21 protein-coding genes are annotated in these 24,629 nt (G+C 63.2%); 11 read left to right on the plus strand and 10 right to left on the minus strand.

Annotated elements, in window-relative coordinates:
• Positions 1-355: 355 nt before the first annotated feature.
• Positions 356-901 carry a recombinase family protein gene (locus K3555_RS21585; RefSeq protein WP_260008622.1) on the plus strand — a complete coding sequence of 182 codons (546 nt, stop codon included), beginning with the start codon at positions 356-358 and terminating at the stop codon, positions 899-901.
• Positions 902-1,340: 439 nt separating this feature from the next.
• Here the strand turns inward: K3555_RS21585 and K3555_RS24855 are convergent, their stop codons facing one another.
• Entirely contained in the window at positions 1,341-3,632 is a 2,292-nt protein-coding gene (locus tag K3555_RS24855; RefSeq protein ID WP_311200043.1) for a calcium-binding protein, read from the minus strand.
• A gap of 306 nt (positions 3,633-3,938) precedes the next feature.
• Here K3555_RS24855 and K3555_RS21600 point away from each other — a divergent pair, with 306 nt between their 5' ends.
• Complete coding sequence (locus tag K3555_RS21600; RefSeq protein WP_260008624.1) at positions 3,939-5,120, plus strand: peptidase G2 autoproteolytic cleavage domain-containing protein; 1,182 nt, start codon at positions 3,939-3,941, stop codon at positions 5,118-5,120.
• A 225-nt stretch (positions 5,121-5,345) separates the two neighbouring features.
• Here K3555_RS21600 and K3555_RS21605 read toward each other — a convergent pair whose 3' ends face one another.
• Positions 5,346-6,782 carry a mannose-1-phosphate guanylyltransferase/mannose-6-phosphate isomerase gene (locus tag K3555_RS21605; protein WP_260008625.1) on the minus strand — a complete coding sequence of 479 codons (1,437 nt, stop codon included), beginning with the start codon at positions 6,780-6,782 and terminating at the stop codon, positions 5,346-5,348.
• Positions 6,783-6,950: 168 nt separating this feature from the next.
• On the opposite strand from K3555_RS21605, the gene K3555_RS21610 reads away from it, so the two are divergent.
• A complete protein-coding gene (locus K3555_RS21610) occupies positions 6,951-7,472 on the plus strand; it encodes a hypothetical protein (RefSeq protein ID WP_260008626.1) in 522 nt (173 codons plus the stop codon).
• Here K3555_RS21610 and K3555_RS21615 read toward each other — a convergent pair.
• Positions 7,469-8,557, minus strand: coding sequence for a glycosyltransferase family 10 domain-containing protein (locus K3555_RS21615; RefSeq protein WP_260008627.1), 1,089 nt, complete (start codon positions 8,555-8,557; stop codon positions 7,469-7,471). The two genes, K3555_RS21610 and K3555_RS21615, sit on opposite strands and share 4 nt — an antisense overlap.
• A 144-nt stretch (positions 8,558-8,701) precedes the next feature.
• On the opposite strand from K3555_RS21615, the gene K3555_RS21620 reads away from it, so the two are divergent.
• The 5 genes from K3555_RS21620 to K3555_RS21640 all read left to right on the plus strand — a co-directional run bounded on the left by K3555_RS21620 (position 8,702) and on the right by K3555_RS21640 (position 14,176).
• Complete coding sequence (locus K3555_RS21620) at positions 8,702-9,601, plus strand: hypothetical protein (RefSeq protein ID WP_260008629.1); 900 nt, start codon at positions 8,702-8,704, stop codon at positions 9,599-9,601.
• Position 9,602: 1 nt separating this feature from the next.
• Positions 9,603-11,063 carry a hypothetical protein gene (locus K3555_RS21625; protein WP_260008630.1) on the plus strand — a complete coding sequence of 487 codons (1,461 nt, stop codon included), beginning with the start codon at positions 9,603-9,605 and terminating at the stop codon, positions 11,061-11,063.
• Positions 11,060-11,992, plus strand: a complete 933-nt coding sequence (locus tag K3555_RS21630; protein WP_260008631.1) for a sulfotransferase — start codon at positions 11,060-11,062, stop codon at positions 11,990-11,992. The genes K3555_RS21625 and K3555_RS21630 overlap by 4 nt, the downstream gene beginning before the upstream one ends.
• A gap of 83 nt (positions 11,993-12,075) precedes the next feature.
• A complete protein-coding gene (gmd, locus tag K3555_RS21635) occupies positions 12,076-13,194 on the plus strand; it encodes a GDP-mannose 4,6-dehydratase (protein ID WP_260008632.1) in 1,119 nt (372 codons plus the stop codon).
• A gap of 4 nt (positions 13,195-13,198) precedes the next feature.
• A complete protein-coding gene (locus K3555_RS21640) occupies positions 13,199-14,176 on the plus strand; it encodes a GDP-L-fucose synthase (RefSeq protein ID WP_260008633.1) in 978 nt (325 codons plus the stop codon).
• Between the two features lie 78 nt (positions 14,177-14,254).
• Here K3555_RS21640 and K3555_RS21645 read toward each other — a convergent pair whose 3' ends face one another.
• From K3555_RS21645 to K3555_RS21670, 6 genes are all read right to left on the minus strand, one after another.
• The gene (locus K3555_RS21645; protein WP_260008634.1) at positions 14,255-15,451 is read right to left on the minus strand and encodes a hypothetical protein; all 1,197 of its coding nucleotides are present in this window, start codon (positions 15,449-15,451) and stop codon (positions 14,255-14,257) included.
• A gap of 71 nt (positions 15,452-15,522) precedes the next feature.
• On the minus strand, positions 15,523-16,329 hold the full coding sequence (locus tag K3555_RS21650) for a glycosyltransferase (protein ID WP_260008636.1): 807 nt from the start codon (positions 16,327-16,329) through the stop codon (positions 15,523-15,525).
• Positions 16,330-16,383: 54 nt separating this feature from the next.
• Positions 16,384-17,463: a hypothetical protein gene (locus K3555_RS21655; protein WP_260008637.1), complete on the minus strand. Its 1,080-nt coding sequence runs from the start codon at positions 17,461-17,463 to the stop codon at positions 16,384-16,386.
• 48 nt (positions 17,464-17,511) lie between these two features.
• Positions 17,512-18,159 (minus strand): HAD family hydrolase, encoded by a 648-nt coding sequence (locus K3555_RS21660; protein WP_260008638.1) that lies wholly within the window; start codon positions 18,157-18,159, stop codon positions 17,512-17,514.
• On the minus strand, positions 18,159-18,899 hold the full coding sequence (locus K3555_RS21665) for a 3-deoxy-manno-octulosonate cytidylyltransferase (protein WP_260008639.1): 741 nt from the start codon (positions 18,897-18,899) through the stop codon (positions 18,159-18,161). Before K3555_RS21665 ends, K3555_RS21660 begins: the two co-directional genes overlap by 1 nt.
• Before the next feature lie 4 nt (positions 18,900-18,903).
• The gene (locus K3555_RS21670) at positions 18,904-20,514 is read right to left on the minus strand and encodes an aldolase catalytic domain-containing protein (protein ID WP_260008641.1); all 1,611 of its coding nucleotides are present in this window, start codon (positions 20,512-20,514) and stop codon (positions 18,904-18,906) included.
• A 223-nt stretch (positions 20,515-20,737) separates the two neighbouring features.
• Between K3555_RS21670 and K3555_RS21675 the strand changes: the two genes are divergently transcribed.
• The 3 genes from K3555_RS21675 to K3555_RS21685 are packed head-to-tail and all read left to right on the plus strand — an operon-like array spanning position 20,738 to position 23,260.
• Complete coding sequence (locus K3555_RS21675; RefSeq protein WP_260008642.1) at positions 20,738-21,274, plus strand: hypothetical protein; 537 nt, start codon at positions 20,738-20,740, stop codon at positions 21,272-21,274.
• Between the two features lie 8 nt (positions 21,275-21,282).
• The gene (locus tag K3555_RS21680) at positions 21,283-22,209 is read left to right on the plus strand and encodes a glycosyltransferase family 2 protein (protein ID WP_260008643.1); all 927 of its coding nucleotides are present in this window, start codon (positions 21,283-21,285) and stop codon (positions 22,207-22,209) included.
• Between the two features lie 7 nt (positions 22,210-22,216).
• Entirely contained in the window at positions 22,217-23,260 is a 1,044-nt protein-coding gene (locus K3555_RS21685; protein WP_260008644.1) for a hypothetical protein, read from the plus strand.
• Between the two features lie 7 nt (positions 23,261-23,267).
• On the opposite strand, the gene glf is transcribed toward K3555_RS21685, so the two are convergent.
• A complete protein-coding gene (gene glf, locus K3555_RS21690; protein WP_260008645.1) occupies positions 23,268-24,440 on the minus strand; it encodes a UDP-galactopyranose mutase in 1,173 nt (390 codons plus the stop codon).
• Between the last annotated feature and the right edge of the window lie 189 nt (positions 24,441-24,629).

Below are 24,629 nucleotides of genomic sequence, written 5' to 3' on the forward strand. Positions count from 1 at the left end.
GCGCTGCGGGGGCGAGAGTTTTCTGCGGCAGCAATAGCTGCAAGAGCAAAAGGCGGCTACGTCCGCTCCTCGATGGTCGGTCTCGGTTGCAGCGAAAGAACAGTTTGAATTTCGCCCCTCAGACTAGCTTTCAATGACCGCTCTGGCGAAATCCGCTGCAACGCAACGGCGAGTGTGCGCACATGCGAGGGGATGCTGCGTCAGCATCTTTTCACTTCATGCACGATGCAGCGAAAGACAGCTTGTTGCGTAATTCATGATATTTGCACCATGCTCAGGAACCCCATGACATAAGCCTCTTGGTGTGGTGCATAAATCAGGTGCGTATTGAAAGGCGTTCATATACGATGAGGTCATGCTTATTGGTTACGCCCGAGTGTCCAGTCACGGACAATCCCTTGATCGACAGATCGGTGCACTAAACGCCGCCATCGTTGATAAGATTTTCCGAGAGAAAGTTTCCGGGAAAACCGTGAAGGGACGGCCTCAGCTCGAACGTGCGATAGACGCACTCGGGGCAGGGGATGTGTTTGTGATCGCAGAGTGGGACAGAGCCACACGATCCATGATCGACGGCATCAATATCATTCAGCGGATCGCTGATCGCGGGGCCTCTGTGAAGGTGCTTGATAAGCCCTGGCTCGACCTGACCACTCCGATGGGCAAAGGCATCCTCGCTTTCCTTTCCGCTTTGGCAGAAGACGAACGGGAGCGTATCACTCGGCGCGCGAACGAGGGCCGAGCCATCGCTGCACGACAGGGCGTCAAATTTGGCCGGAAACCCAAGTTAACTGAACATCAGCAGAAACTTGCCCGCGAGCGCATGGCCAACGGTGATACCTGCCGGGCCATCGCATTGGATCTCGGTGTTGCGCACACGACGATCTCAAGGCTGCGCTGATCTGTAGGGCTCAAGCGTTGCAAAGCAATCGGTTGTCTTCGAGCTCTGTAGGTACGCAAAAAACCTAAGTGATTGAGAACTATGGACGTTGAGTCTCAATAACTCGGTCTCATTATTTACGTACTCCGACACTGCTTTGCGGCTGCATACGGGAATCCTGTAATCCATATTATGATAAAAAATTGATTACAAACGCGGCAAGCCAGCGCAAGTGCAGCATCACCTGATGCCGCTGACGGGCTGCCGCCAACAGCCCGGCAAACGGCAAGCCCCTGGTCTTCCTGACATCACACAACTGCTCTGCCGGCAGCTGGCCCGGGTTCAGGTTCCGCAGCCGCAGGACCCCAATGTCAAAAGTGTATACGTTCGGCATATCCTGCCAATGTCATCCCCAGCCGGTGCCACCCTCAACCAGCGTCACCCTTAGCCCCGGCCATCCTCAAAACAGAAAGTCATCCGCATCCAGCCGGCCCGGGTTCAGGTCTTCCAGAAAGATCCTGCCCGAGCCGGTAAGGATCAGCGCTCCGCCGTCCTGGCGGCTGATGTCCAGATCCGCAAACCCGTCCGCCGCGGCCCCCTCAAGATCAATCAGGTCGCGGCCGGGGCGGAAGTCGGAAATGGTGTCGCGCCCGTGGCCGCGGGCAAAGACAAAGACATCCTCGCCGCCGCCGCCGCTGAGCAGATCATGCCCCTTGCCGCCTTCCAGCCGGTCATCGCCGCCCTGGCCGGACAGCTGGTCGCGGCCCTTGCCGCCGTCCAGCGTATCGCGCCCCGCCCCGCCCTTCAGGCTGTCATTGCCGCCGCCGCCCTTCAAATCATCATGCCCGCCCTGGCCCTTGAGCTGGTCCTTGCCGCCGCCGCCGGACAGGGTGTCGCTGCCGCCGCCGCCCTTGAGACTGTCAGCGCCGCTGCCGCCATAAAGCCGGTCATCGCCGGATCCGCCTTTCAGCAGGTCGTTGCCGCTGCTGCCCTTCAGCCTGTCGCTGCCGCCGCCGCCATAAAGCCGGTCGTTGCCGGTGCCGCCGTCGAGCAGATCATCACCGCTGCCGCCCTTCAGGCTGTCGGCGCCGCTGCCGCCTTCAAGACTGTCATTGCCGCGCGCCCCGTCCAGCCGGTCATTGCCGCCCTCGCCGCTCAGCAGGTCATCGCCGCCGGTGCCGTCCAGCCGGTCGGCGCCGCTGCCTCCGTAGAAACTGCCGCCCGGCAGGGTCTCCCCCGCCTCCTGCCGCTGCGGAAAGGAAAACCGCAGATCCGGGCCGAACACATCCGCCAGCTCCAGCGGCGTGCCCGCATCGCTGATCAGCACGATCCGGGTGCCCCCCGCTTCCATCACCATGCCGCTGCTGCGCGCCTGCGCATCCAGCTGGCCGGTGCTGTAGAGCCCTTCGAACAGCGACAGGTCCAGCTGGTCTTCGCCGGGGGTGAAATCGCGCACCGTCACCGCCCCGGCCGCCGGATTGATGACAAAGGTATCGGCGCCGCTGCCGCCGGTCAGCCAGCCGCCTTCCGCCCCCGCAACCAGCACGTCATCGCCGGCCTGGCCATAGAGGTTTGCACCGCTCCGGCCGCCCTCCAGCACGTCATTGCCGGCACTGCCGTCCAGCCGCGCCGCGCCCGCCGCCGCCAGATGCAGCTCGCCCAGGCTGTCAAGCGGCAGGGTGAAACGGCTGATGCCGCCTGCCGCGCCCGAGGCGGCAAAGACCTGCAGCTCGCCGCCAACCGCCGCCGCCTCCAGCGCGGTCACATTCTGCAAGCCCAGCCCCGGTGTGTGCTCCAGGCTTTGCAGATGGATCAGCGCCCCGCCCGGGGTCAGGGTGAACAGGCTGAGGCCGCCGTCATTGCCCGCCGCCAGCACCAGCACATGGCCCTCTGCCTCCACCACCTCCAGCGCGCTAAGGCCGCCGAAACGGGTCATCGCGGTATCCTGCAGCTGGGCTGAGACCTGCAGCCCGCCATCCGCACCCACCTGCATCAGAGTAAGCGAGCTGCTGCCCGCCGCCCCCAGCAGCGCCCAGGCCTTGCCGCCGGCCTCAAACCCTTCCAGCACGGTAACGCCGGAGACCGCCAGCCCCTGGTCCGCCCCCAGGTCGCTGCCGGGGCTCAGCGCGCCGGTGGCGGCATCGGCCCGGAAGCTGTGCAGCCCCCGCGCATCCGCCGCCAGCAGCACCGGGCCGCCCGCCGTCTGCACCAAGGCCAAAAGCGCCGCCGGATCCAGGCCATAAGCCGCATGGCCGCCCGCGGCACCGGCCTGGCCCTGCACATCCCCCGCCGCATCCAGCTGCCAGCCCTGCAGACCGCCGCTGGCCGCCCCCACCGCATAAAACGCGGATTTGCCATCTGCCAGCTGCAGCACCGCCACCGCGCCAAAGCCGCCCGCATCAGCGCCTGCCAGCGCATCGCTGTCCTGGCTGCCCAGGCTGCCATCCTCCGCAATTTCATAGAAGGTCAGCGCGCTTTGGCCGGTTCCGCCCTGCAGCAGCCGCAGCCCGCCGCCGGTCTCGGCCAGGTGGAAATCCCCGGTGCGGATCCCGGCCTGGCCATGCAGCTGCTGGCCCGCCAGCTGCGGCAGGGCGCCAGTATCATCCAGCTGCCAGCGGCTGAGGCCGCCGTTCATGCCGGTGGCCGCGTACAGCACCGCCTGGCCGTCCTGCACGGCGATGTCCAGATCACGCAGGTCAGTGCCGAAAATCATGTCGTCCGTGCCGAACCGTCCGGTGAATGCCAGTGCCATAACCCGCTCCCTTGCGCTTGAGGCCCGGGGCTGAAACTGGCCGGGGGGCGGGGCGCAAAGCGGGAAGCAAAGCGGGCAAAATCAGGGACATTGTTTACAGATTGACGACAATTGGACGAACAGACCCGCAACAGGCCGGAAACGGGCCGGGAACAGCTGCGGTCATACCTCCTGCCCTGTTTGCCCGCTCCCCGCCCCCCCCGATCCGCCGTTGCGCAAGCAGCGCACGCCCCGTTATCCGCAGTTTGACGCGGCTCTGGCACTCTGGCGCGGAACCCGTTTTTTGCCGCTGCCGGAGCCCTGCTCATGACCCAGACCTCGCCGATCCTTGCCCTGCCCTATCTGATGCCTGCCCAGGCGCAGAAACATGTGACCCATAACGAGGCGCTGCAGATGCTGGATGCGCTGGTGCAGCTCCGCGTCGAAGGGTTCGATGCCGCCGCCCCGCCCGCCGCCCCGGCTGTGGGCGAGACCCATGCGCTGGCGGCAGCGCCAACCGGCGCCTGGGCCGGCCACGGGGCCGAGATTGCGGTCTGGCAGGGCGAGGGCTGGCTGTTCCTGGCGCCCTCCCCCGGCTGGCGCGCCTGGAGCCTGGCGGACGCAGAGCTGAGGGTCTGGGACGGCAGCAGCTGGATCCTGCCGCCCGCTGAAACCCAGAATCTCGGCCGCCTCGGGGTGGGCACCGCCGCGGATGCCGCCAATCCGCTGTCGGTTGCGGGGCCTGCGACGCTGCTGACCCATGGCGGCGCGGGCCATCAGCTCAAGGTGAACAAGGCCGCCGCCGCCGACACCGCCGCGCTGCTGTTTCAGTCGAACTGGAGCGGCCGGGCCGAAATGGGGCTGGCGGGTTCTGATGATTTCTCCATCAAGATCTCCGCCGACGGCAGCGCCTGGAGCACCGCGCTGGCGCTGACCGCAGACGGGCGCGCAGGCTTCGGCACCGCCAGCCCGGCGGCGCATCTGGAAATCCTGGGCGGCAGCGCCGATTACCTGCTGGCAGGCGACGGCAGCGCCGATTTCCGGCTGGGATCGGACGGCAACGGCAGCTGCTCCGGCGCCTGGTCCGGCGGCGGCGCCGATTACGCCGAATGGTTTGAATGGGCGGATGGCAACCCAGAGGCCGAGGACCGCCGCGGGGTCTCGGTGGTGCTGGAAGGCGCCAAGATCCGCCCTGCACAGCCCAATGAGGCCCCCATCGGCGTGATCAGCGGCAATCCGGCGGTGGTGGGAGATGGCGACATGGGGGAGTGGAAACACCGCTGGCTGCGCGACGCTTACGGCAGCCTGTTGCGCGATGTCTCAGGCCGCCCGCGGGAAAACCCCGCCTATGACCCGTCACAGCGTTACCTGCCGCGCGCCGCCCGCCCGGAATGGGCGCTGCTGGGACTGACCGGCAAGCTGCGGCTGAGGACAGGCCAGCCCGTGGCGCCGGACTGGATCCGGATGCGGCAGGTCTCGGCAGAGGTCGAGGAATGGCTGGTCCGCTGAAAACCGGCGGGATCTTGCGGCCTCTCTTTCGAGCGCCTCTTTGGGCGGCAGGCTCCCGCCCGTCCCGGAACAATCACAGATTGATCCTCCCCGTTGGGTCCGGCGCCATGCATTCGCATGGCGCTGCGCCGCGCCAGCGGCGCCGGGCCCAAGGCTTTGAGACGCATCTATGATGCGGCGCACAGGCGCGGGAGCCCCCGCCTTTACCCTCTGCCCTTTGCCGCCCTACCCTTTGGCGCCCTGGCCGCGGGCATAGACGTCCTCGTAACGGATGATGTCATCCTCGCCCAGATAGCTGCCGGTCTGCACCTCGATCAGCACCATCGGCACCTTGCCCGGGTTTTCCATCCGGTGCACCGCGCCAAGCGGGATGTAGACCGACTGGTTCTCGGTCACCAGCTGTTCGCTGCCATCCACCGTCACCTTGGCGGTGCCTTCGACCACAATCCAATGCTCCGAGCGGTGGTGATGGCTTTGCAAGGACAACGCCGCACCGGGATGCACATGGATACGCTTGACCTGAAAGCGATCGCCCACGGCCAGGCTTTCAAACCAGCCCCAGGGGCGGTGATCCATGGGGAATTCTGTGGCCTGTTTGGCCTGTTTTTCCTTCAGCGCCGCCACAGCCTGCTTCACATCCTGGGCGCGGTCCGCCGCCGCCACCAGCACCGCATCCGGCATCGCCACGGCAATGATGTTTTCCAGCCCGATACCGACCAGCTCCAGCCCTTCGCCTTCGGACCGCAACAGGCTGTCCGCACAGTCGATCGCGGTGGCAGGCCCGGACGTCACCACACCCGCCGCATCCGGACCGCTCTCGCGCCAGACCGCATCCCAGCCGCCCAGATCGGACCAGCCGCCCGCAAAGGGAACAACGCTGAGATTGGCTGCCTTCTCCATCACCGCATAGTCGATCGAGATATCCGCCGCCCCCTGCCAGGCCGCCGGGTCCAGCCGCAAAAAGCCCAGATCCGGCTGGCCCTGATCCACCGCAGCCTGCACCGGCGCCAGCAGATCCGGCGCATGGGCGCGGAACGCCGCCAGAATGGTTTTCACCGAAAACAGGAAAATCCCCGCATTCCACAGGTACTGCCCCGAGGCCAGCATCTGCGCCGCAGTCTGTGCATCCGGTTTCTCGACAAACCGTTTCAGCCCGATCGGGCGCGGGGTGAAATCGCCGGGATCCGTCACCAGTTCCAGATAGCCGTAACCGGTTTCCGCCCGATCCGGCTTGATGCCGAAGGTGACCAGCTGCCCGGCACGTGCGGCTGCCTCGCCTGCCGTGACAGCCGCGCGGAACGCCGCCGCATCCGGCACCACATGATCCGAGGGCGCCACCAGCATCAACGCGTCTGGATCCTGTTTCTCCAGCCACAAGGCCGCCGCCAGCACCGCAGGCGCCGTGTTGCGCCCTGCAGGCTCAATCAGGACGGCACCGGGGTCAATGCCGGCACCGGCCAGCTGCTCGGTGACAATGAAGCGGAAATCGGAATTGGTCAGCACCAGGGGCGGCGCAAAGCCTTCCCCCGACAACCGCGCCGCCGAGGCCTGGAACAGGGTCTGCTCCCCGGTCAGCGGCACAAACTGCTTGGGGTAGCTCTTGCGCGACAAGGGCCACAGCCGGGTACCCGAGCCGCCGCAAAGGAGGATGGGATGGATCATGCTCTCACTCCAAAATGTCCGCGTAACGCGCCTGAAAAAACGCTCTTTGCTTGTGCTTATGATCTATCTTCTTAATTCACAATAGATGTTTCCAGCACCGGCCGACTGACTTAGAAACCGCCGCAAGCACATCTTCCCGCCTCATTCAGACGACTGGAAAGCCAGACCGTGACAAAATCAGTTTTTGCGTCCCTTACTGCGCAGCTCCAAGCCCTGCACAATGCCCCCGCGCAAACCGCTGCAGCCGGGCATCGCCCGCTTGCCCCCGACGCAAAACTGTGGCTGTCCACCGACCCCGAAGGCCAGGCAAAATTGACGTGTGCCCCTGCCGCAGAGGGTTTCACACTGACGCTGGAAGACGGAGACAGCGGCCTGTGGGCCAGTCTGGGATTCCGGCTGGAACCGGCTCAATTACGCACCGCCCGCTATCTGGGCCTGCTCGCCGCAGCCGAAAGCAAAGACTTGCTGATCTATACCCCCACCCTGCGTTATTATCTGAGCAGCGGCGGCTTTGCCGAGACTGCAGCCGCCCCTGTTGTCGCGGCCGGCGGCGCGCTGGAGCAGCTGTCGCATATCCCTGTGGATCCAAGCCTGCTCGCCCGCAGCAGCGGCTGTGAGTTCAATCTGTTCTTTCAAACCGCGCAGTTCCAGGCAACCTTCCGGCAGCTTGAGCCTCTGACGATAAATTAGGCAGCCGTGCCGCTGCCCGGATACTGTTCACCCTGCCCGTCCAGAACACCGGTCAAAGCGGATTTCACCGCCGCCCCCAGCCGCTTACGCTCAGCCAGCCAAAGCGCGGGGTTGCAAAACAGCTCTGCCAGCTGCCGCTGCGCACAGGCGTAAGCCGCGAAACGGTCCTGCCCCCAGCCTTGAACCCGGCTCCGGCTGCAGCCCAACCCTTCCAGTTGCTCCGCCGCTTCTCGCGCCGTCTGTCCGTAAAAGTTGATCCAGGCGCCCTCAGGCAAGCCAAAGTCATGGATACGGTGCTCCGGTGACGCAAAATAGAGTGGCACAGATCCGCAGGCGAATGCATCGAATATCTTCTCGGTCACATAATCCGGCTGATGGGTATTCTCAAACGCCCCCAGCATCCGGGCCCGGCGGTCCAGGCGGGTGAGCTTATCCAGATACCAGTTGCGCTGCTGGAATCTGCTTTGGCCGCCCTGCCAGCTTTGGCCCAGCCGCTCTACTGTGCCGGCCTGCACGGCTTCGGCCAGTTCTGTCCGCCAGGAACACAGGCCAATAATACCGGCCTCTGGCCATTCCACCGCGTGGTAAGGTTCCGGGCGGCGCTCGAACATGAATGCGGTATCGGTGCTGCGCGCCTCGAAACACGCCTGCCAGCCTGCTGCGTCCAGTGCTGCATTGCGCGCGAAGCGGGCCGCATAGGCATTGGCAAAACGGTGGTTGGTCAAAAGGTAATAGGGAATTCGCGAAAACCGGAAAATACTGGTGGTGGAATGATTCAGCTGGATCACCGGCACCGCGCCAAAGCGGGTTTCCACGATCAGTTCCCGGTTCAGCGGCCGGCGGCCCCAGATCGTATCCCAGAACGGCTCTTCCGACAAAAGCACAATCGGCTTGCGCCGCTGCCGCCAGGCTGTGATTGCCGCCTGCGGCGCCTCTTCAATGTCCAGTATATGGGTAAAGAGATACAAATCGGCCTGCTCTGGTTCCGAAACGCGTTCAACCCAGCCTTCAAACAGCGGCGCCAGGGCACTGTAGCTGAGCGGCGACCGTTTCATGTGCTTGCCGGCAATGTAAATTTTGATCACGCTGCTCTACCTGCTGGTTCGCCGCCCCATCACCCGGGCAGCAAAGGAAGGGATGCCTGAAGCCCTTAGCGGTTGACTTCCCCCCGGGACAATAAGATTGCTTTTCTGGAACAGGCCGCAAGCATATACAAGAACACAGTGCAAATGAATGTAACTCCTAAGGCCGCCAAGGCGGAGGCGCGGTACATCTGGTACCCGGAGGATGCGGCTTATGGTCAGGCTCTGGCCGCGTTATCCGATCGCTTCGGCCTGACCCGGCTGAACTCCCCGCTGGAGGCAAGCCGCGGCCGGGCATTGCTGCTCTACCAAACTCCAGAACACCATCTGTACCAGGCGCTTCTGCAAGATCAGGCCCCGGCAGACGCCCTGGCCGCCTGGTCCGCACAAGCCGAAGATATCCTGCGCACGGTCCGTGCAGGGGGGGCACAAACAGCGGTCGCCGGACTCAGCCAGTTTATCCTCTTTCCACAAGCATTTATCACACATCTGGGCCTGCCCGGCGGCGGCGCCCCGGACGAACCGGCATCCTCCGTCCCTCCAGTGGCAGACGACGCAGCAGACGACCCGGTTCTTTTGGCACTCGCCACAGCCTGCCTGCAGCAGGACAGCACTGTGCTGAGCTTGGCTCAAGCGGTGCAACAGGCCGCGCTGCCCCCTGCCGCGCCCTCCGCTGCCGCAAGCCTGGACACAACCGCCGCGATACAGGCTCACCGGAATGCTGACGCACAGACTGCCCTCCTGCAGGAGCAGAAAAACCTGATGCATCAAGAGCTGGAAACCCTTCAAATCCTGAACTGCCGCCTGGCAGAGTCACAGCAGCGGCGGATCGCTGCAAAAGAGCAGGCGCTGCAGGCCGCGGGTCAGAAAATCCGCAGCCTGGAAGCCCATACAGCCCTGCTGCAAGACCGCCTGCTTGGCGCCCGGACGCCGAAGCAAACGCGGCTGCACTCTCTCACCGCCGGAATTTTCCGCCTTATCGCCCCGCTGCGGTCTCTGCATCAGAACCAGGCAGGGCAGGAACAGATCCAACAGGGCCGCAAATAACATGCAAAACAGCACCTTCTTCCAGACACAGCTTTCCCGGATCAGCCAATCAGGCGGCCTCGGCACACTGGTCTATCTGGGGGCCGGCAAAGCCGGTCCGGATACCGTCAAAGCCTGCCTGGACAGCGGTGCTGAACATATTCTCTTGACCGAAGCAGACCCGGAAAGGGCTGCAGCACTCAGACCGGCCTGCATTGCTGCCGGCGTTCAACTGCGCGAAGCAGCGGTCGCGGACGAGGCCGGAGAGCGCCCCTTTCACATCTTCAACATCCGCGCCCTGTCCAGCTGCTGCCGGCCGGACGGGCTGGAAAAAGTTTTCCCCGGCCTGCGCCAGACCGATACAGTGCAGGTGAAAGCCGAGCCCGTAACCAGCCTGCTTGATATGCCGGAGCAGACCGGGCCTGGCTGCAGCCTGCTGGCAATTGATTGCCCCGGCCAGGAAGCCGCAATCATTCGCCAGCTGCAGGCTTCCGGCCTGCTCTCCAAATTCCAGCATCTCTACCTTTCCCTCCCTGCTGCCCCGCTCTACGAAGGCAGCGAGCCCATGGCGGAGATTCTGCAACGTCTGCACACTGCCGGGTGGCGGTTGCGGCATACGGAAAACCAAGACCCTGATTTCCCGGCCTGTTTTCTGGAACAAGAACCGCTCGTTCTTCAGATCGCGGATCTGGAAAAACAATTGGCTGAAACCAGTGCCGCGCAGCACGCGAGTGAACTCCGTTCTGCCGGACTGGACGCAGAGGCCCGGCGCCAGGCACAAGCGCTGGAACAGGCCGCAGCAGAGCGTGACAGCGCGCGTGCCGAAGCCGCAGCACTGGCTGCAAAGGCGGCGGACCAGGATGCAGAGGCGGCGCGCCAGGCACAAGCGCTGGAACAGGCCATAGCAGAGCGTGACAGCGCGCGTGCCGAAGCCGCAGCACTGGCTGCAAAGGCGGCGGACCAGGATGCAGAGGCGGCGCGCCAGGCACAGGCGCTGGAGCAGGCCGCAGCAGAGCGTGACAGCGCGCGTGCCGAAGCCGCAGCACTGGCTGCAAAGGCGGCGGACCAGGATGCAGAGGCCCGGCGCCAGGCACAAGCGCTGGAACAGGCCATAGCAGAGCGTGACAGCGCGCGTGCCGAAGCCGCAGCACTGGCTGCAAAGGCGGCGGACCATGATGCAGAGGCGGCGCGCCAGGCACAGGCGCTGGAGCAGGCCGCAGCCCGCGAAGCCGAGACCCGGAAAGCCCAGCAGAACCTGGCAGTGGCCCTGCGGCTGCAGAGCCAGCGCGAGGCTGATCTGAAAGAGCTGCAGGCACGCTACAGCGCGCTGCTGCAACGCCAGGAGGCGCAGGATGATTTGCTCCACCGCACCAAGGCCTGCCTTGCGTATCTGGTGGAGGAAGCGCCTTCGGAAGAGGCCGGCCTGGTGCTTGCGGAGGCCGCGGCTGCGCCTGCGCGCCTGAAAGAAGGCCAAAGCACATGAGCGGCCTGGCCCCGCGCAACTCTACCCTTCAGGACCTGCAACGCCAGCTGGCCCTGGCCGCCGCTCGGCGGGATCCGGCGCTGGCAGGGCGGCTGCGGGATTCAGAGGAACTGCAGAACCTGCTGGCGGAGGCTGAAACTTTGACGGGCCGGCCCCAGCGCCCGGTGCTGCGCACGGTGCACCACTTTGCCTGCACCGGCGGCACATTGATCAGCAAATGCATCGCAGCCATGCCATGCACCCGGTTGCTGAGCGAAGTGGACCCTTTGAGCGAACTGACCCATCAGAGCAGTTTCCTGCCTGCTGACCTGATCGGTCTGACCAAGCTGGGATCGAACCCGCCGGGGCAGGACACCCTGCTGCGCATCTTCCGGGCCGGGCTCGCAGCGCTGGCCGAAGACACCCGGGCCGAGGGGCGCGACCTGATCCTGCGCGACCATGCCCACAGCCATTTCTGCTGCGGCAGTGAAATCCCGGAGCGGCCCTCTCTGCAGCAAATGCTGGAGGGAAGCTACCAGCTGCTGAGCCTGGTGACCGTGCGTCATCCGCTGGATTCCTATTTGAGTCTTTTGCGCCGGGAATGGGTGCATTGGCAGCCTGCCGGTCTTGAGGAATATGCCCGCCGCTACCTGGCGTTCCTTGACCATTGCGCCGGTGCGGAACTGCTGCGCTATGAGGATTTTCTGGCGGAGCCGGAAATGCGCATGCAGCAGATTTGCAGCATTCTGGATCTGGCTTTCAATCCGGGTTTCCAGGAGGATTTTTCCGCTGTGCAGCTCTCCGGCGACAGCGGCCGCGGTGATGGTGTGATCGCCCCCCGGCCGCGGCGGCCCGTGCCGGAGGATGTGAAGCAAGCAGCCAGCGTCTCATCCGGCTATGCGGCCCTCTGCGCCCGGTTGGATTATGACCCGGACCCGGAAGCCGCCTAAGCGGAAAACCCCCCTTCAATTCCCTGCGTATCTGCCCTAAGCACTCGCGCAGGCGTTTACAGATAGACAGTAGTAGGATTGTAATGAAAAAAGCTCTTATCACCGGCATCACCGGCCAGGACGGCTCCTATCTTGCAGAGTTCCTTCTGGAGAAGGGCTATGAAGTGCACGGCATCAAACGCCGCGCCTCGTCATTCAATACCCAGCGGGTCGATCACATCTACCAGGATCCGCATGTGGATCATGCCCGCCTGAAGCTGCATTACGGCGATCTGAGCGACACGTCCAACCTGACCCGGATCCTGCAGGAAGTGCAGCCCGACGAGGTCTATAACCTTGGCGCCCAGTCCCATGTGGCGGTGAGCTTTGAAAGCCCGGAATACACGGCGGATGTGGATGCCATGGGCACCCTGCGCCTGCTGGAGGCGATCCGTTTCCTCGGGCTGGAGAAGAAGACCCGCTTCTATCAGGCCTCGACCTCGGAATTGTACGGGTTGGTGCAGGAGACGCCGCAGCGCGAGACCACGCCGTTCTATCCGCGCTCGCCTTATGCGGTGGCCAAGCTCTATTCCTACTGGATCACGGTGAACTACCGCGAGGCTTACGGCATGTATGCCTGCAACGGCATCCTGTTCAACCACGAGAGCCCGCGCCGTGGCGAGACCTTTGTGACCCGCAAGATCACCCGCGGCCTGGCCAATATCGCGCAAGGGCTGGAACCGTGCCTGTACATGGGCAATATCGACGCGCTGCGCGACTGGGGCCATGCCAAGGATTACGTGCGGATGCAGTGGATGATGCTGCAGCAGGACGCGGCGGAGGATTTCGTCATTGCCACCGGCAAGCAGTACTCCGTCCGCCAGTTCATTGCCTGGTCCGCCGCAGAGCTGGGCATCCATCTCGAATTCTCCGGCTCCGGCCTCGATGAGATTGCCACTGTGGCCGCGATTGAGGGCGATAACGCGCCGAGCTTGAAGGCGGGTGACGTGATCATGCGGATCGACCCGCGCTACTTCCGTCCGGCGGAGGTGGAAACGCTGCTCGGCGATCCCGCCAAGGCCAAGGAAAAACTGGGCTGGGTGCCGGAAATCACCACCCAGGAAATGTGCGCCGAGATGGTCGCCGAGGATCTCAAAACCGCCCGCCGCCATGCGCTGTTGAAAGAGCACGGCATGGATCTGCCGGTCAGCGTCGAGGGCTAAGATCATGACCCGGATTTATGTGGCCGGCCACCGCGGCATGGTCGGCGGTGCGATCCTGCGGCAATTGCAGACGCGTCAGGCGGCAGGCGAGGATCTGACGCTGATCACCCGCACCAGTGCTGAGCTGGACCTGACCGATCAGGCAGCGGTGCGCGCTTTCATGCAGGCGGAACAGCCCGATCAGGTCATTCTGGCCGCCGCCAAAGTGGGCGGTATTGTTGCCAACAACAGCTACCCGGCGCAGTTCATCTATGAAAACCTGATGATCGAATGCAATGTCATCCACGCCGCCTATGAGGCGGGGGTGAAGAAACTGCTGCAACTGGGGTCAAGCTGCATCTACCCCAAGCTGGCAGACCAGCCGATGGCCGAGGATGCGCTGCTGACAGGCGTGCTGGAGCCCACCAACGAGCCTTATGCAATTGCCAAGATCGCCGGCATCAAGCTGTGTGAAAGCTACAACCGGCAGTACGGCGTGGATTACCGCTCGGTGATGCCGACGAACCTCTATGGGCCGGGCGACAATTTCCACCCGGAGAACAGCCATGTGCTGCCCGCGCTGATCCGCCGTTTCCACGAAGCGGCGCACTCCGGCGCAGAGAGCGTCACCATCTGGGGTTCGGGCACGCCCCGTCGCGAGTTCCTGCATGTGGACGACATGGCGGCGGCCTCGCTGTTTGTGATGGATCTGGGGGAGGAGGCTTACCAGCGTGAGACCGAGGCGATGCTCAGCCATATCAATGTGGGCTGCGGGACGGATGTCTCGATCCTGGAGCTGGCGCAGCTGGTGGCAGAGGTGACGGGGTTTGAAGGGGAGATCCTGACCGATCCGTCGAAACCCGACGGCACCCCGCGCAAGCTGATGGATGTCACGCGCCTGGCGCGGCTGGGCTGGCAGGCCGGGATCGGGCTGCAGGAAGGTGTCCGGGAAACCTATGCGTGGTTCCTGGCCCAGGGGCTGGACAATCTGCGCGCCAAGTAAAAGCGCAGCAAAAACCGCAAAGCAAAGGCGCGGCCCCGCTCGGACTGCGCCTTTGCCGTCATTCCGCCGGGGGTCCGCTCAGGCTGCGGCCTGCCCGGCAAGCTCTGGCAGCGCCTCCCGGAAAAAATCTGCATAGCGGCGCAGCGATGCCTCGCCAGTTGCACAGAAATACTGCTGTGCCAGCCCTTCGGGCTGCGGCAGTGCCAAGCGGGCCTCCAACTGCTCCAGCGTACGGAAAGTGCAGTTGTCCGGTAGCGGAATGCCCGGAACCTCGCTGTCGTAGCGCAGCACCCGGCAGCCCAGCGACAAGGCTTCATAAATCAGCGACGAGGTGTGGCCAATAACGAAATCCGCATCCTGGAAATGCAATTGTTCGCGGATATCCGGAAATCTCTGCAGGAACTCCTCCTTGCGGATCGACGGATGAAAGCGCACCTTGACCCTGCGCCCCGTGCGGCGGGCACAGGCAGAGGCGATCTGCAGCATATCTTCGTTTTGCTGGTTAAAGATCCTCTGATCCAGGAACACCGCGATATAGGGCTGAGGTTTCTCCGAAACTTCGCCGCCAGATGCATTGAAGATCAGCGGCTTGCCGCAATTCACCGTGGTGTTTCCCGGATGGTGGTGTTTGATCAGCTGTGAACTCTCAGGCCCCCAGGACAGAAAGTATTCCGACGGCTGGTGCTGGTAGTTGATCACATTCACCGTATCCATATCGCCGTAATCCACATACAGCCCGTGCTGCAGGGTGAGGGTGGTAACCCCTTGGGCGCGGAAATAGCGTGCAAGAAGATGCTCTACCGGCTGCATATCCGCAAAACAGATCAGCGCCTTGAACGTCATCTTCCGGAAATGCTCCAGAATAAAACCGTACTTGCAGGCGCGGATGAAACAGCAGGCCCGGTCCAGCGGATCCGCAATATCCAGCGCATCAAAGACAGCCGCATTTTCCATCATGTAGCGGCTGGCAGCAGCGTTCAGCCGGGGGGTCCGGTGCTGATACTCCTCCACCACCACCCGGTCGCGGATCCCCGAGGCGCCGATCACCGCATGGAACAGCCCCTTGTAATCATCGCGCACCAGACTGCGGAAGAACACCGCACCGGTCTCGCGCTGCTGCGGCAGGCGGTAGTCCGAATAGAGGAAATCGCGCAGCCAAACATCGCGTGTGGCCTGTTTTTCAGCAGGGCTCTTCTGCTTCAGGCTATAAACATCAGCAAACAAGATGTCGCGCCACAGTTCGGTGTCTGCAAAGAAATCAGCATGTTCAGTCACTAGTCAAATCGCGCGCAACGGCGCGCCCCCTTTTCGCCAATATCCCTGCTGCCTGCGGCGGGTGCATCCGCCTACTCCGGCTGGCTTGCATCAATAAGCTTCTGAATAGTATTCAGCGGATCCTCAAAGCCTCGGGGATGGTAGTCCCAATACCCCACAATCTTCTCGTATTTTTCCCGGTCCGCCTCCGGATAAGCAGTACCCGCCCAGCTCGAAATCAGCCGCATGCGGTCCTGTTCCTTGCGGTCATCATTATTCGATGCCCGGATCTCTGGCGTTGCCTCAAAATAATGCTCAACAAAGGAGGTCTTGGAGCGGATCACCTTATAACCGGCCGCCTTCAGCTTCAGGCACAGATCGGTATCCGAAAAGTAGAAATGGTAGTCCTCATTACAATAGCCCACCTCTTTCATAGCCGCATTCAGATACAATCCATGATTGACGTAGAGGTTGCCAACATTGATGGCGACAGCGTATTTTTTGCGCACCGGATAGTCACGGAAATAAAAGGCGACCCCCCCCAGCTTGACTCCCTGCTCCAGCATCTCGTCAAACAGATCAACGCCATTCAGAATTGCGCCAGGCACAATCAGGCTGTCATCGCTCAGCATGCAGATATATTTGCCGGAAGCGCATTTGAAGGCGAGGTTCATGAAATACGCCCAAGGCTTGCGCTCAATTTGCTTGCCGTTCCATTCGCCGCGGTTGTGCTGAATCAGCGAAATGATGTCTTTCTGCTGCGACAGCCATTCTACGGAGCCATCAGTTGAACCGCCATCCACCACGATAATCTCGTAGGACTGGCCCTCTAGTTCCTTACGCACCGCATTGATGCACAACTCCAATAGCCGCCGCCGGTTAAAGCTGCCGATCACCATTGATATCTTGGGATAGTTCATTCCCGGGTCCTTCGTATTTTTTTAGGGGGCCGGTCAGTTGCGGCGCACCAGCGCTATTTTCAGCCGCCGCAACGGGGCTGTGATCCGCCAGGAAGTCGATGCCCTGAGCGCCTGCATCTGCGTTTCTTGTTCCTTGAGACAAGCCTCATTTTCGGCAACCCGCTCATCTTGCTTACGGCGCTTCGCCTCCAATTCGGTGATCTGTCTGCGCAGTTCGCCAATGGTGCCGCCGCGCCGGATCATGACATCCCGGGCCTCCCGCAATTGATCTGCCTGATGCCGTTCAGTCTCCAGGACGCGATCCAGCTTGACCGTCTTGCGCCGTTCCGCTTCCAATGCGTCCTGAAGACTGCGCAGCTGCACCTGCAGCAGCTCCGTCTGGCTTTGCTTCAGCGCGGCCAGACGGGTCTGTGCGTCCAATGCGGCTTTCTGGGCAGGCCGCTCCCGGCCCAGGGTTTGTATCTCTTTCTGCGCCGCATCCAAGGCCGTTTTCAAAACCTCAAGCTCTGCCAGCCCATTCAGCTGCTGCCGGTAATCCTGCGCGGCCCGGTCGGCAATCTCCAAAGCTTCCATCTGCGCGGCATCTGCTGGAATGGCCCTCGCCTCAAGCTCAGCATTCAGGGCCGCAGCCGCGGCAGAGCGCGCCACAGCCAGAACCGCGAGCCCCTCCCAGACCGGCCCCGCCGGTTCTCCGGGCCGTTCCATATCCGGCTTAGGCAGCGGATCAATGCCAAGATGCCCGCAAGCCCGCTCCAGCATCGTCTCCGGGGCGTTGACCAGATTCTCCGCCTCCATCAGTGCAACCTGACGGCGGTTCCGGCGGCAGAACACCAGCAGTTCCTGCGCGTGATCTTCCCAGTTTTTCAAAGCCTGTGCGGGGCTTAACCCGCGGGCGAGACCGGCGCAAACGGCGGTTTCCGCCCGTTCATACAGCACCAGAACCGGGCGGTCTGCGGCACAATCCCAAGCCTCCGGGCTGCCGCGCAACCGCGTGAAACAGCCGTCAGTGCCGGCGTTCCGCACAAGCGACGCACAATCGGCAAGGTAAACGTCCTCAGCAGGCGCGCGTTCCTCAAAGTCCGTCAATACGGTGAGCTTATTCTGTGTGTTCACCTGCTGCTCCCTTTCCCGCGAAGAATATGCCAACGGCGCCATGGCCTGTCACAGATCCTGAAGTTCTCCAACATTTACCAGCTTCTTCAGGCCATGCGTGCGCACGTACCCCTGCCAGTCCGCCACCTCGCTCCAGCCGCTGATGAACACGAAGTCCAGGCCAGCTGCAGCGGCAGCGCGGTGGTCGTAGGTGCTGTCCCCCAGGAACAGCGCTTGCGGCCGGATATTGCCGCTGTCCAGTTCCCGCGCCAGAATTGCATCCTTGGTGTCGGGGCTGCCGAAGATGCCGCCGTCGAACAACCTGTCCAGCCCGCGCGCGGCAAAGATCTCACGCAGCTCGGCCTGATCCCCGCCCGAGACAATCAGCCAGCGCTGATCCGGGAAGGCGGCGCGCAGCTCCTGCAGCCCCGGCGCGGCTGCGCAGGTCATCAGCCCGGCCCGCACAGCGCCGGCATAAGACGCCAGCAGCGCCTCCAGCCCGGGACCGTCCCGGCCGGGCACAATGCCGTCCAGGAAATGCTGGAATTTCAGGTAGCGGGAGATGCCGCCATTGGCCACGTGATGCGCCACCAGCGCCTCTGCCGCCTCTGCGCCGTAGGGCAGCGCCGCCTGGCGGAAGGCCTCAGTCTTCACCCGGTTGGAATCCAGGATCACCCCGTCGCAGTCAAAGACCAATGTCCGGTAGCCTGCCGGCATCACAGGTTCCACAGCCTGCGCAGGGCCGCTTCGACCGGTGCCACATCCTCAGGCACATCCACCGCCATGGTGCCGGGCGAAGTTTCATACATTACAATCTTGCGTCCCAGTTCCTGGAACCGCAGGATCTCAATGTCCTCGCTTTTTTCCAGCGCGCCCTTACGGCCGAACCCTTGGAACGCCTGCAGCTCCTCGCGGGTAAAGCCATAAATGCAGACCTGCTTCTTGTAGCGTTCCGGCGCACATCCCGGATCCTTGAAGCCCGGCAGCGCCAGCCGCGACATATACACCATAACATCGTCCTCGGTGGTAATGACCTTGGGGATATTAACGCTGTGCGGATCCTCTTCATCGCTGACCCAGGCAAAGCCGTTGACGATCAGGCTGGGATCTGCGGCCTTCAGGTCGGCGCAGCGCTTGATATCCGCAGGATTTACCAGCGGTTCGTCGCCCTGCACGTTGATGTAGATATCATAGTCGATCATCTGCGCAGCTTCGGCCAGCCGGTCGGTGCCCGTCAGCGCGTCTTTGCCCGTCATCAGCGCCTTAAAGCCTGCGGCCTCCACCACCTCGCTGATGCGCTCATCTTCGGTGGCCACATAAACATGCTCCTGGCCCACCGCACGGGCGCTGAGTTCGGCCACCCAGAGAACCATCGGCTTACCAAGAAGCGGCACCAGCGGCTTGCCGGGGTAGCGGGTCGAAGCATAGCGGGCGGGGATAATCACACAGGCCGTCATGGGGTCACATTCCATAAACTGATATTTGCTTGAGATGCTTGTAGCGGCTCGGCGTGATCGAAACCACCTGCGGGCTGCCCGCGGTGTTCTCCAGAAGCCGCAAAACCTCCTCAACCTCGCGGTTGCGCGCGTCGCCCGGCGCATACCCGTCAAAGCCGGCCAGCAGCACCCGGCTGGCGTTTCCGGCGGCGGCAACTGCCAGCGCATAGGCCAGCACCAGCAGGCTTGGGGACGCGCAGTGGCTGTCGCCGAACTCAAACCGGCCCTCGGCGAGGCTGACACCAAAGTCCAGAAGCTCCTTGCCGCTGAGCGGGCCGCTCAGATCCGCAGGCAGCATTGAGGCCGGGGTGATCAGCGGCTGGCGCAGCGCCAGATGCGCCTCGCTATCGGCCATCAGCCGCACCGGATGGCAGGCCGCGCGCAGATCAATCAGGTCTTCGGAGATACCGCTTTGGGTATTCAGCGCGATCACCACCGGCTGCGCCCGGCGCACATAGGCCTCAAGCGCCGTGCGGTGCTGCTCTGCGCCGGACCCCGCGCCAAGGATCAGCACCTCGCGGCCCTCCAGCATCGAGCGCGGCTGCCAGGTCCCTTGCGGCGCGCCTTGGTAAAAATTGCGCGCGCCATCAAGGGTGCCGGCACTGAAGCTCTTGCCGCCTTCCTGGCGCAAGTGCTCAATGACGGCCAGGACATCTTCTTCGCTGTAGCGGGAATCCAGCAGCATATTCTGAATATAGGTCGGATGGATTCCGTATTTCCCGGACAGATAGTAATACGGGTTGGTCCCCCAGCCATACTGCTCTTTCATCGGCTGGAAATGCCGCTGCAGCAGGCTCATCAGCGGAACCAAATTGGCCGGACGGCCGCGCCGTTCCGCCGCCTCGATCACCAGTTCTTCGGTACGGGCGTTGCCGGGGCCGCGGCCCATGCCGGTCACAGTGGCATCCAGCCAAGTGGCGCCCTCGGCTTGCGCCCGCAGCGTGTTCTGCAATGCCAGCCCCATGTTGTCATGGGTGTGTATGCCGATAGGACCGTCCCATTCCTCGCGCAGCCAGCCGATAATACGGGCCGTATCCGCAGGCGTCATGCTGCCCATGCTATCGGCAAAATAGAGCACTTCCACCGGCCAGGCGCGCGCCTCACGGGCCAGTTCCACCACCTCTTCACGGCTCCGGTCGGCAATCTGCATCAGGTTGAACCCAACCCGGTAGCCCCGCTCGACCAGCCAGGTCACTGCCGGCAGCACCTGCTTGACCTCACGGAAGTGGCAAGCGATGCGCACCAGATCAACCGGCGTAGCGGCGGCCGGCTCCGGGAACAACCGTTCCAGGGACGCCTCAAGCCCAAGTTCCGTCAGCAGGTCGGCCCCATTCACCATGACCGCAACTTGCAATTCTTCCGGAATGTTCAAACTGCGCAGAAAATCATCGCTGGTATAGGCGCAGGACCCTTTAAAACCGTTGTTTTTCAAGAACCTGAAGCCGATCTCGACAATATCGACCCGGGCGGCTCTCATGGCCTCCAAATACGTTTCGATCAGTTCTTGCGGAAAATCCCAGGCATTGTAGTATCCGCCGTCCCGCAACGTGCAATCCAGCAATAGTGTCTCTGACATATCAACCCAATCCCATTATTCTGCCTGGCCTTAAAACTCCCCCGAACGGTAGGAGGGAACATGCAATACTCGCAAGAAATGATCGCATCCTGCAGTTGCGGGCATACAGAGCTTCGCTTAGGCCTGCAAGCGTCAACCGCCCGTTCGGTGGCTGGCCGCCGACCCTGTAACAAGCCCGGAAATGCCCCGTGTGCCGGAACGCCGGAATAAAGGATTGCCCCGCTTGACACTGCCTCCTCCCTTGGGCCCCTGCGCCCCTTTCAACCAGGCTTTGGCCGGGCTGCAGGACAGTACCGCCAGCGGTCATATCAGCGCCGGAACGCTCCTGAGCGACGGGTTCACGCTGCGCGCAGACCCGGCTCTGCAGGCCGGCGGGCACTGGCGGTCACCGGCGGGGCGGCTGCTGGAGCTTGATCTCCAAATCACGGGCCAAGGAGAATGGATCGGCTTGCATCTGACGCTGGGACAGTTGGACCTGCTGCCCTTCCGCTATGCTGGAGTGGCCTGCCGGAGCGCGGCCGGCAGTGCCGAAGTGCTGCGCCCCTGCCTGCGCGCCGGCCTGCCCGGCGGCGGGTTTTCCGACTGTTTCTTCCCGCGCCATCTGCTGGCCCGGGAAGAGCCGTCCGACCATATGGACACGCTGCACCTGCCCAGCTGCCCGCATCTACCGTTAGACGCCGAATGGTTTGAACTGGTGCTGTTTCTGCCCGCCCGCAGCTGCCGCCTGGAGCTGCAGGATCTGCGGCTGTTCTTCCTGTGAACCTGACCGTGGCCATCCCCGCGCATAATGATTGCGCCAGCCTGCTGCGCCTGCTGCGCATGCTGCGGGCGCTCGGCTGCGCCGATCAGATTGTGGTCGTGGATGACGGATCGCAGGTGCCGCTTCAGGAAACCGTTCTGCTGGATGCAGCCGGCCTGGAAGCCGGGCAGCTGCGGCTGCTGCGCCACGAAACGGCAAAAGGCGCCGGCGCCGCCCGCAATCTGGCGCTTGCACATGTCCGGACACCCCACCTCCTCTTCCTGGATGCAGATGACCGCCCCGCCCGCGCCCTGCCCTGGCTGCTGCAGGACCTCGCGGGGCAGGAGTTCGATTTTTGCCTCTTTCAGCATCACGACACCCGCAGAGACGCGCAGGGCGCGGCCGGCCAGATGCCTTACGATCAGGCGCTCTGGGACTTCGCCGGTCTCAGCCTGGGAGCCTGCACCAAAGTATCGCCATTTGCCGCCGCCAGCCTGGTGCAAACCTCGAATTACCCATGGAACAAAATCTACCGGACCGGTTTCCTGCGCGAGCACAATATCGGCTGCTCCGAAATCCCGGTCCACAACGACATTGAGCTGCATTGGCGCAGCTTCCTAAATGGCAGCCGGATCCTGGCCAGCACCCATGTTGCCGTGGTGCATGACGTCGCCCCGGACGGCCAGCGGCTGACCAACCGGACCGGGTCTGAAAGGCTGGACGTGTTCATCCCTCTCACCCGGATTGCCGTTGAAATTCAGGCAAAAGGCCTGGATCTCTATCTGCAGCCTTTCTGGTCGTTCTTTACCGGGCTGATGCACTGGGTGAAGAGTAATCTGGACCCCCTACTGCACCCGCAGCTGGCCCAGCGGATCAGCGCTTTCCTCGCCGCCCACGCACCGGCTGAGCTGCCAGGCCTGCCGGATGCGCGCGCCGCACAGCGCGGCCTGGCCTGAGCCCGCCATGGTTCTGCGCCCGCCGCTCCCCTCCCCCGGCAGCAGCAGCCCGCGCCAGGTCTGGCTGCACATCGGCCTGCCGAAATGCGGCTCGACCACAATCCAGCACCATATGGCCGAAACCTATGAGCAGCATCTGCAGCTTGGCCTGTGCTATCCGCAACGCCACCGCTCCCCTGATGGCTACCGCAACCACATCCCGCTGGCCCGGATGGCCGCAGCGGTCCTGCCCGCCGCCCTGACAGAGATCGAGGCCGAAGCGGAGCGCCACAGCTGCCACCGCATCCTGCTGTCCTGCGAGCATTGGACCAATGCTTTTCGCACCAGCAACCTGGCCGCGCTGGTCCAGGCGCTGCAGCAGCGGATGCCGGGCTGGCAGATCCGCCTGGTTGCCTATTTCCGCAACCCTTACGGCTTTGCGGAATCAAGCTATGCGCAGTTTCTGCGCGCCGGGCTGTTCGGGATCGCTAAACCGGCCTTCTTTGCCGCAGGCCCGCCCGGCATCGACCGCTATCTCCGTTGTTTCGAAGAAAGCTACGGCTTTCCCCTGCCCTCTCTTCTCAGCTTTACGCAGATGCTGCTGGCGCAATTTCCCCGCGACAGCCTGATCCTGCGCTCGAACGCGCCTGCGGATCTGGAGACGCCGGACATGCTGAGCGATTTCTGCAACCTGCTCGGTCTGCCGCCCCCCGAAGCGGCAGCGCGGCGCAACAGCCGCATTCAGCCGCGCAAGCTGGCCGAAATCGAATATGTGCAGACCCAGGTCAGCCAGCCGGTCTATATGCAGCTGCGCCCGAAACTGCTGAAGCGGGATTTCACCCGCGGCGCCCCGCCAGGCCCCGCCCGCGGCAGCAGCCTGCATCTGAGCGCGGCCATGGCAGAAGACATCACCCGGCGGCTGGAGGCCGAACGCCGTGAATTGGCAGCATTATTTGCCACCCGCACCGATATGCTCTGCGCGGCGCCCAGCCAGGACTGGGGCCGGGCGGAGCTGCTGGACGAGGCCGCCCGGGTCCGGCTGCGCAAATTCATCCGCCGCCAGACCGCCTGAGCCCCCGTTACAACGGCGCGGTAAAGAACGCCGGCGCGGCCTCGCCCCGCTCCAGGCAGGCGGCAAAGCCGCGGGCGGCGTCCAGCGCCTCGCGGATGGTCACATCCATGTCCAGGTAGCGGTAGGTGGCCAGACGGCCCACAAAAGTAACACCCGCCGTCGCTTCGGCCAGCTTCACATACGCGGCCAGCAGTTCCTTCTCCTTTACCTGGCGCACCGGGTAATAGGGAATGTCGCCGGGCTCCGCCAGCCGCGAGAACTCGCGGTAGAGAACCGATCCCTCGTGGTCTTCCCAGGGGGCGAAATGCTTGTGCTCGGTGATGCGGGTATAGGGCACATCCTCCTCGCCGTAGTTCATCACCGCGCAGCCCTGGTAATCGCCCTGATGGGTGAAGCGCTCAAAATCCAGGGTGCGGTAACCCAGACGGCCCAGCTCATAGCCGAAATAGCCATCGAGCGGCCCGGAATAGAACACGTGGTCATGGGCGGCGCCCATCTCGGCGCTGAATTCGGTTTCCAGCTGAACGGTGATGTTCTCATGATCGAGGATCTTCTCAATCATCGGCGTATAGCCGTTTTCCGGCATGCCCTGGAACCGGTGGAAGAAGTAATTGTCATCATAGTTGAAGCGCACCGGCAGCCGCTTCAGGATCGAGGCGGGCAGTTCCGAGGGGTGCATGCCCCACTGCTTGATGGTGTAGCCCTTGAAAAACGCCTCATAAAGGTCCTTGCCGACAAAGCGCATCGCCTGCTCTTCAAAGGTCTCGGGGTTTTCGATCGAGGTATCGGCCTGTTCCTGCGTGATGAAATCATGCGCTTCTTCGGGGCGCATCGTCTTGCGGAAGAACTGATTGATGGTGTGCAGATTGACCGGCAGCGAGAACACTTCCTGCTGCCCCGACAGCCCGCGGGTGGTGGATTTCACCCGGTTTTTGTAGGGTTTGAAACTCTCAAAGCTGTTCACATAGTCCCAGACTTCGGCGTCATCGGTGTGAAAGATATGCGGCCCGTAGACATGCACCATCACGCCGGTGTCCGCATCGCGCTCGGTGTGGCAGTTGCCGCCGGCATGGGGGCGGCTGTCGATCACGGTGATCCGGTGCCCGGCCTCGGCCAGATGCCGTCCGATCACGGCCCCCGAAAGCCCTGCGCCCACCATCAAAAACTTGCCTGCCGCCATAAACCTGTCCTCTCATATTCCCGGGATGCCTCAAACCGGCACCCCTGTCATTTCACGTTCCGCCGCGTCCGGTGCGCCGCATTGCAAAAGGGATGATGCCGCCGCCTTTCAGGCAGGCCGGCACATATCTGCGGTTCTCTGCTTTCAGGAAACCGCGGGCCGGCCGGCCATTGCCCCATCTCTGCCCCA

The sequence above is a fragment of the Leisingera sp. M527 genome, from assembly GCF_025141525.1.
GTDB lineage: Bacteria > Pseudomonadota > Alphaproteobacteria > Rhodobacterales > Rhodobacteraceae > Leisingera.

Bases quoted from the DNA above. Each gene is read 5' to 3' on its own strand.
- K3555_RS21630 (WP_260008631.1), top strand. From the start codon at position 11,060: ATGAGCGGCCTGGCCCCGCGCAACTCTACCCTTCAGGACCTGCAACGC.
- K3555_RS21640 (WP_260008633.1), top strand. From the start codon at position 13,199: ATGACCCGGATTTATGTGGCCGGCCACCGCGGCATGGTCGGCGGTGCG.
- K3555_RS21605 (WP_260008625.1), bottom strand. From the start codon at position 6,782: ATGATCCATCCCATCCTCCTTTGCGGCGGCTCGGGTACCCGGCTGTGG.
- K3555_RS21585 (WP_260008622.1), top strand. From the start codon at position 356: ATGCTTATTGGTTACGCCCGAGTGTCCAGTCACGGACAATCCCTTGAT.
- K3555_RS21685 (WP_260008644.1), top strand. From the start codon at position 22,217: ATGGTTCTGCGCCCGCCGCTCCCCTCCCCCGGCAGCAGCAGCCCGCGC.
- glf (WP_260008645.1), bottom strand. From the start codon at position 24,440: ATGGCGGCAGGCAAGTTTTTGATGGTGGGCGCAGGGCTTTCGGGGGCC.
- K3555_RS21650 (WP_260008636.1), bottom strand. From the start codon at position 16,329: ATGGTGATCGGCAGCTTTAACCGGCGGCGGCTATTGGAGTTGTGCATC.
- K3555_RS21670 (WP_260008641.1), bottom strand. From the start codon at position 20,514: ATGTCAGAGACACTATTGCTGGATTGCACGTTGCGGGACGGCGGATAC.
- K3555_RS21625 (WP_260008630.1), top strand. From the start codon at position 9,603: ATGCAAAACAGCACCTTCTTCCAGACACAGCTTTCCCGGATCAGCCAA.
- K3555_RS21665 (WP_260008639.1), bottom strand. From the start codon at position 18,899: ATGACGGCCTGTGTGATTATCCCCGCCCGCTATGCTTCGACCCGCTAC.
- K3555_RS21620 (WP_260008629.1), top strand. From the start codon at position 8,702: ATGAATGTAACTCCTAAGGCCGCCAAGGCGGAGGCGCGGTACATCTGG.
- gmd (WP_260008632.1), top strand. From the start codon at position 12,076: ATGAAAAAAGCTCTTATCACCGGCATCACCGGCCAGGACGGCTCCTAT.
- K3555_RS21660 (WP_260008638.1), bottom strand. From the start codon at position 18,159: ATGCCGGCAGGCTACCGGACATTGGTCTTTGACTGCGACGGGGTGATC.
- K3555_RS21600 (WP_260008624.1), top strand. From the start codon at position 3,939: ATGACCCAGACCTCGCCGATCCTTGCCCTGCCCTATCTGATGCCTGCC.
- K3555_RS24855 (WP_311200043.1), bottom strand. From the start codon at position 3,632: ATGGCACTGGCATTCACCGGACGGTTCGGCACGGACGACATGATTTTC.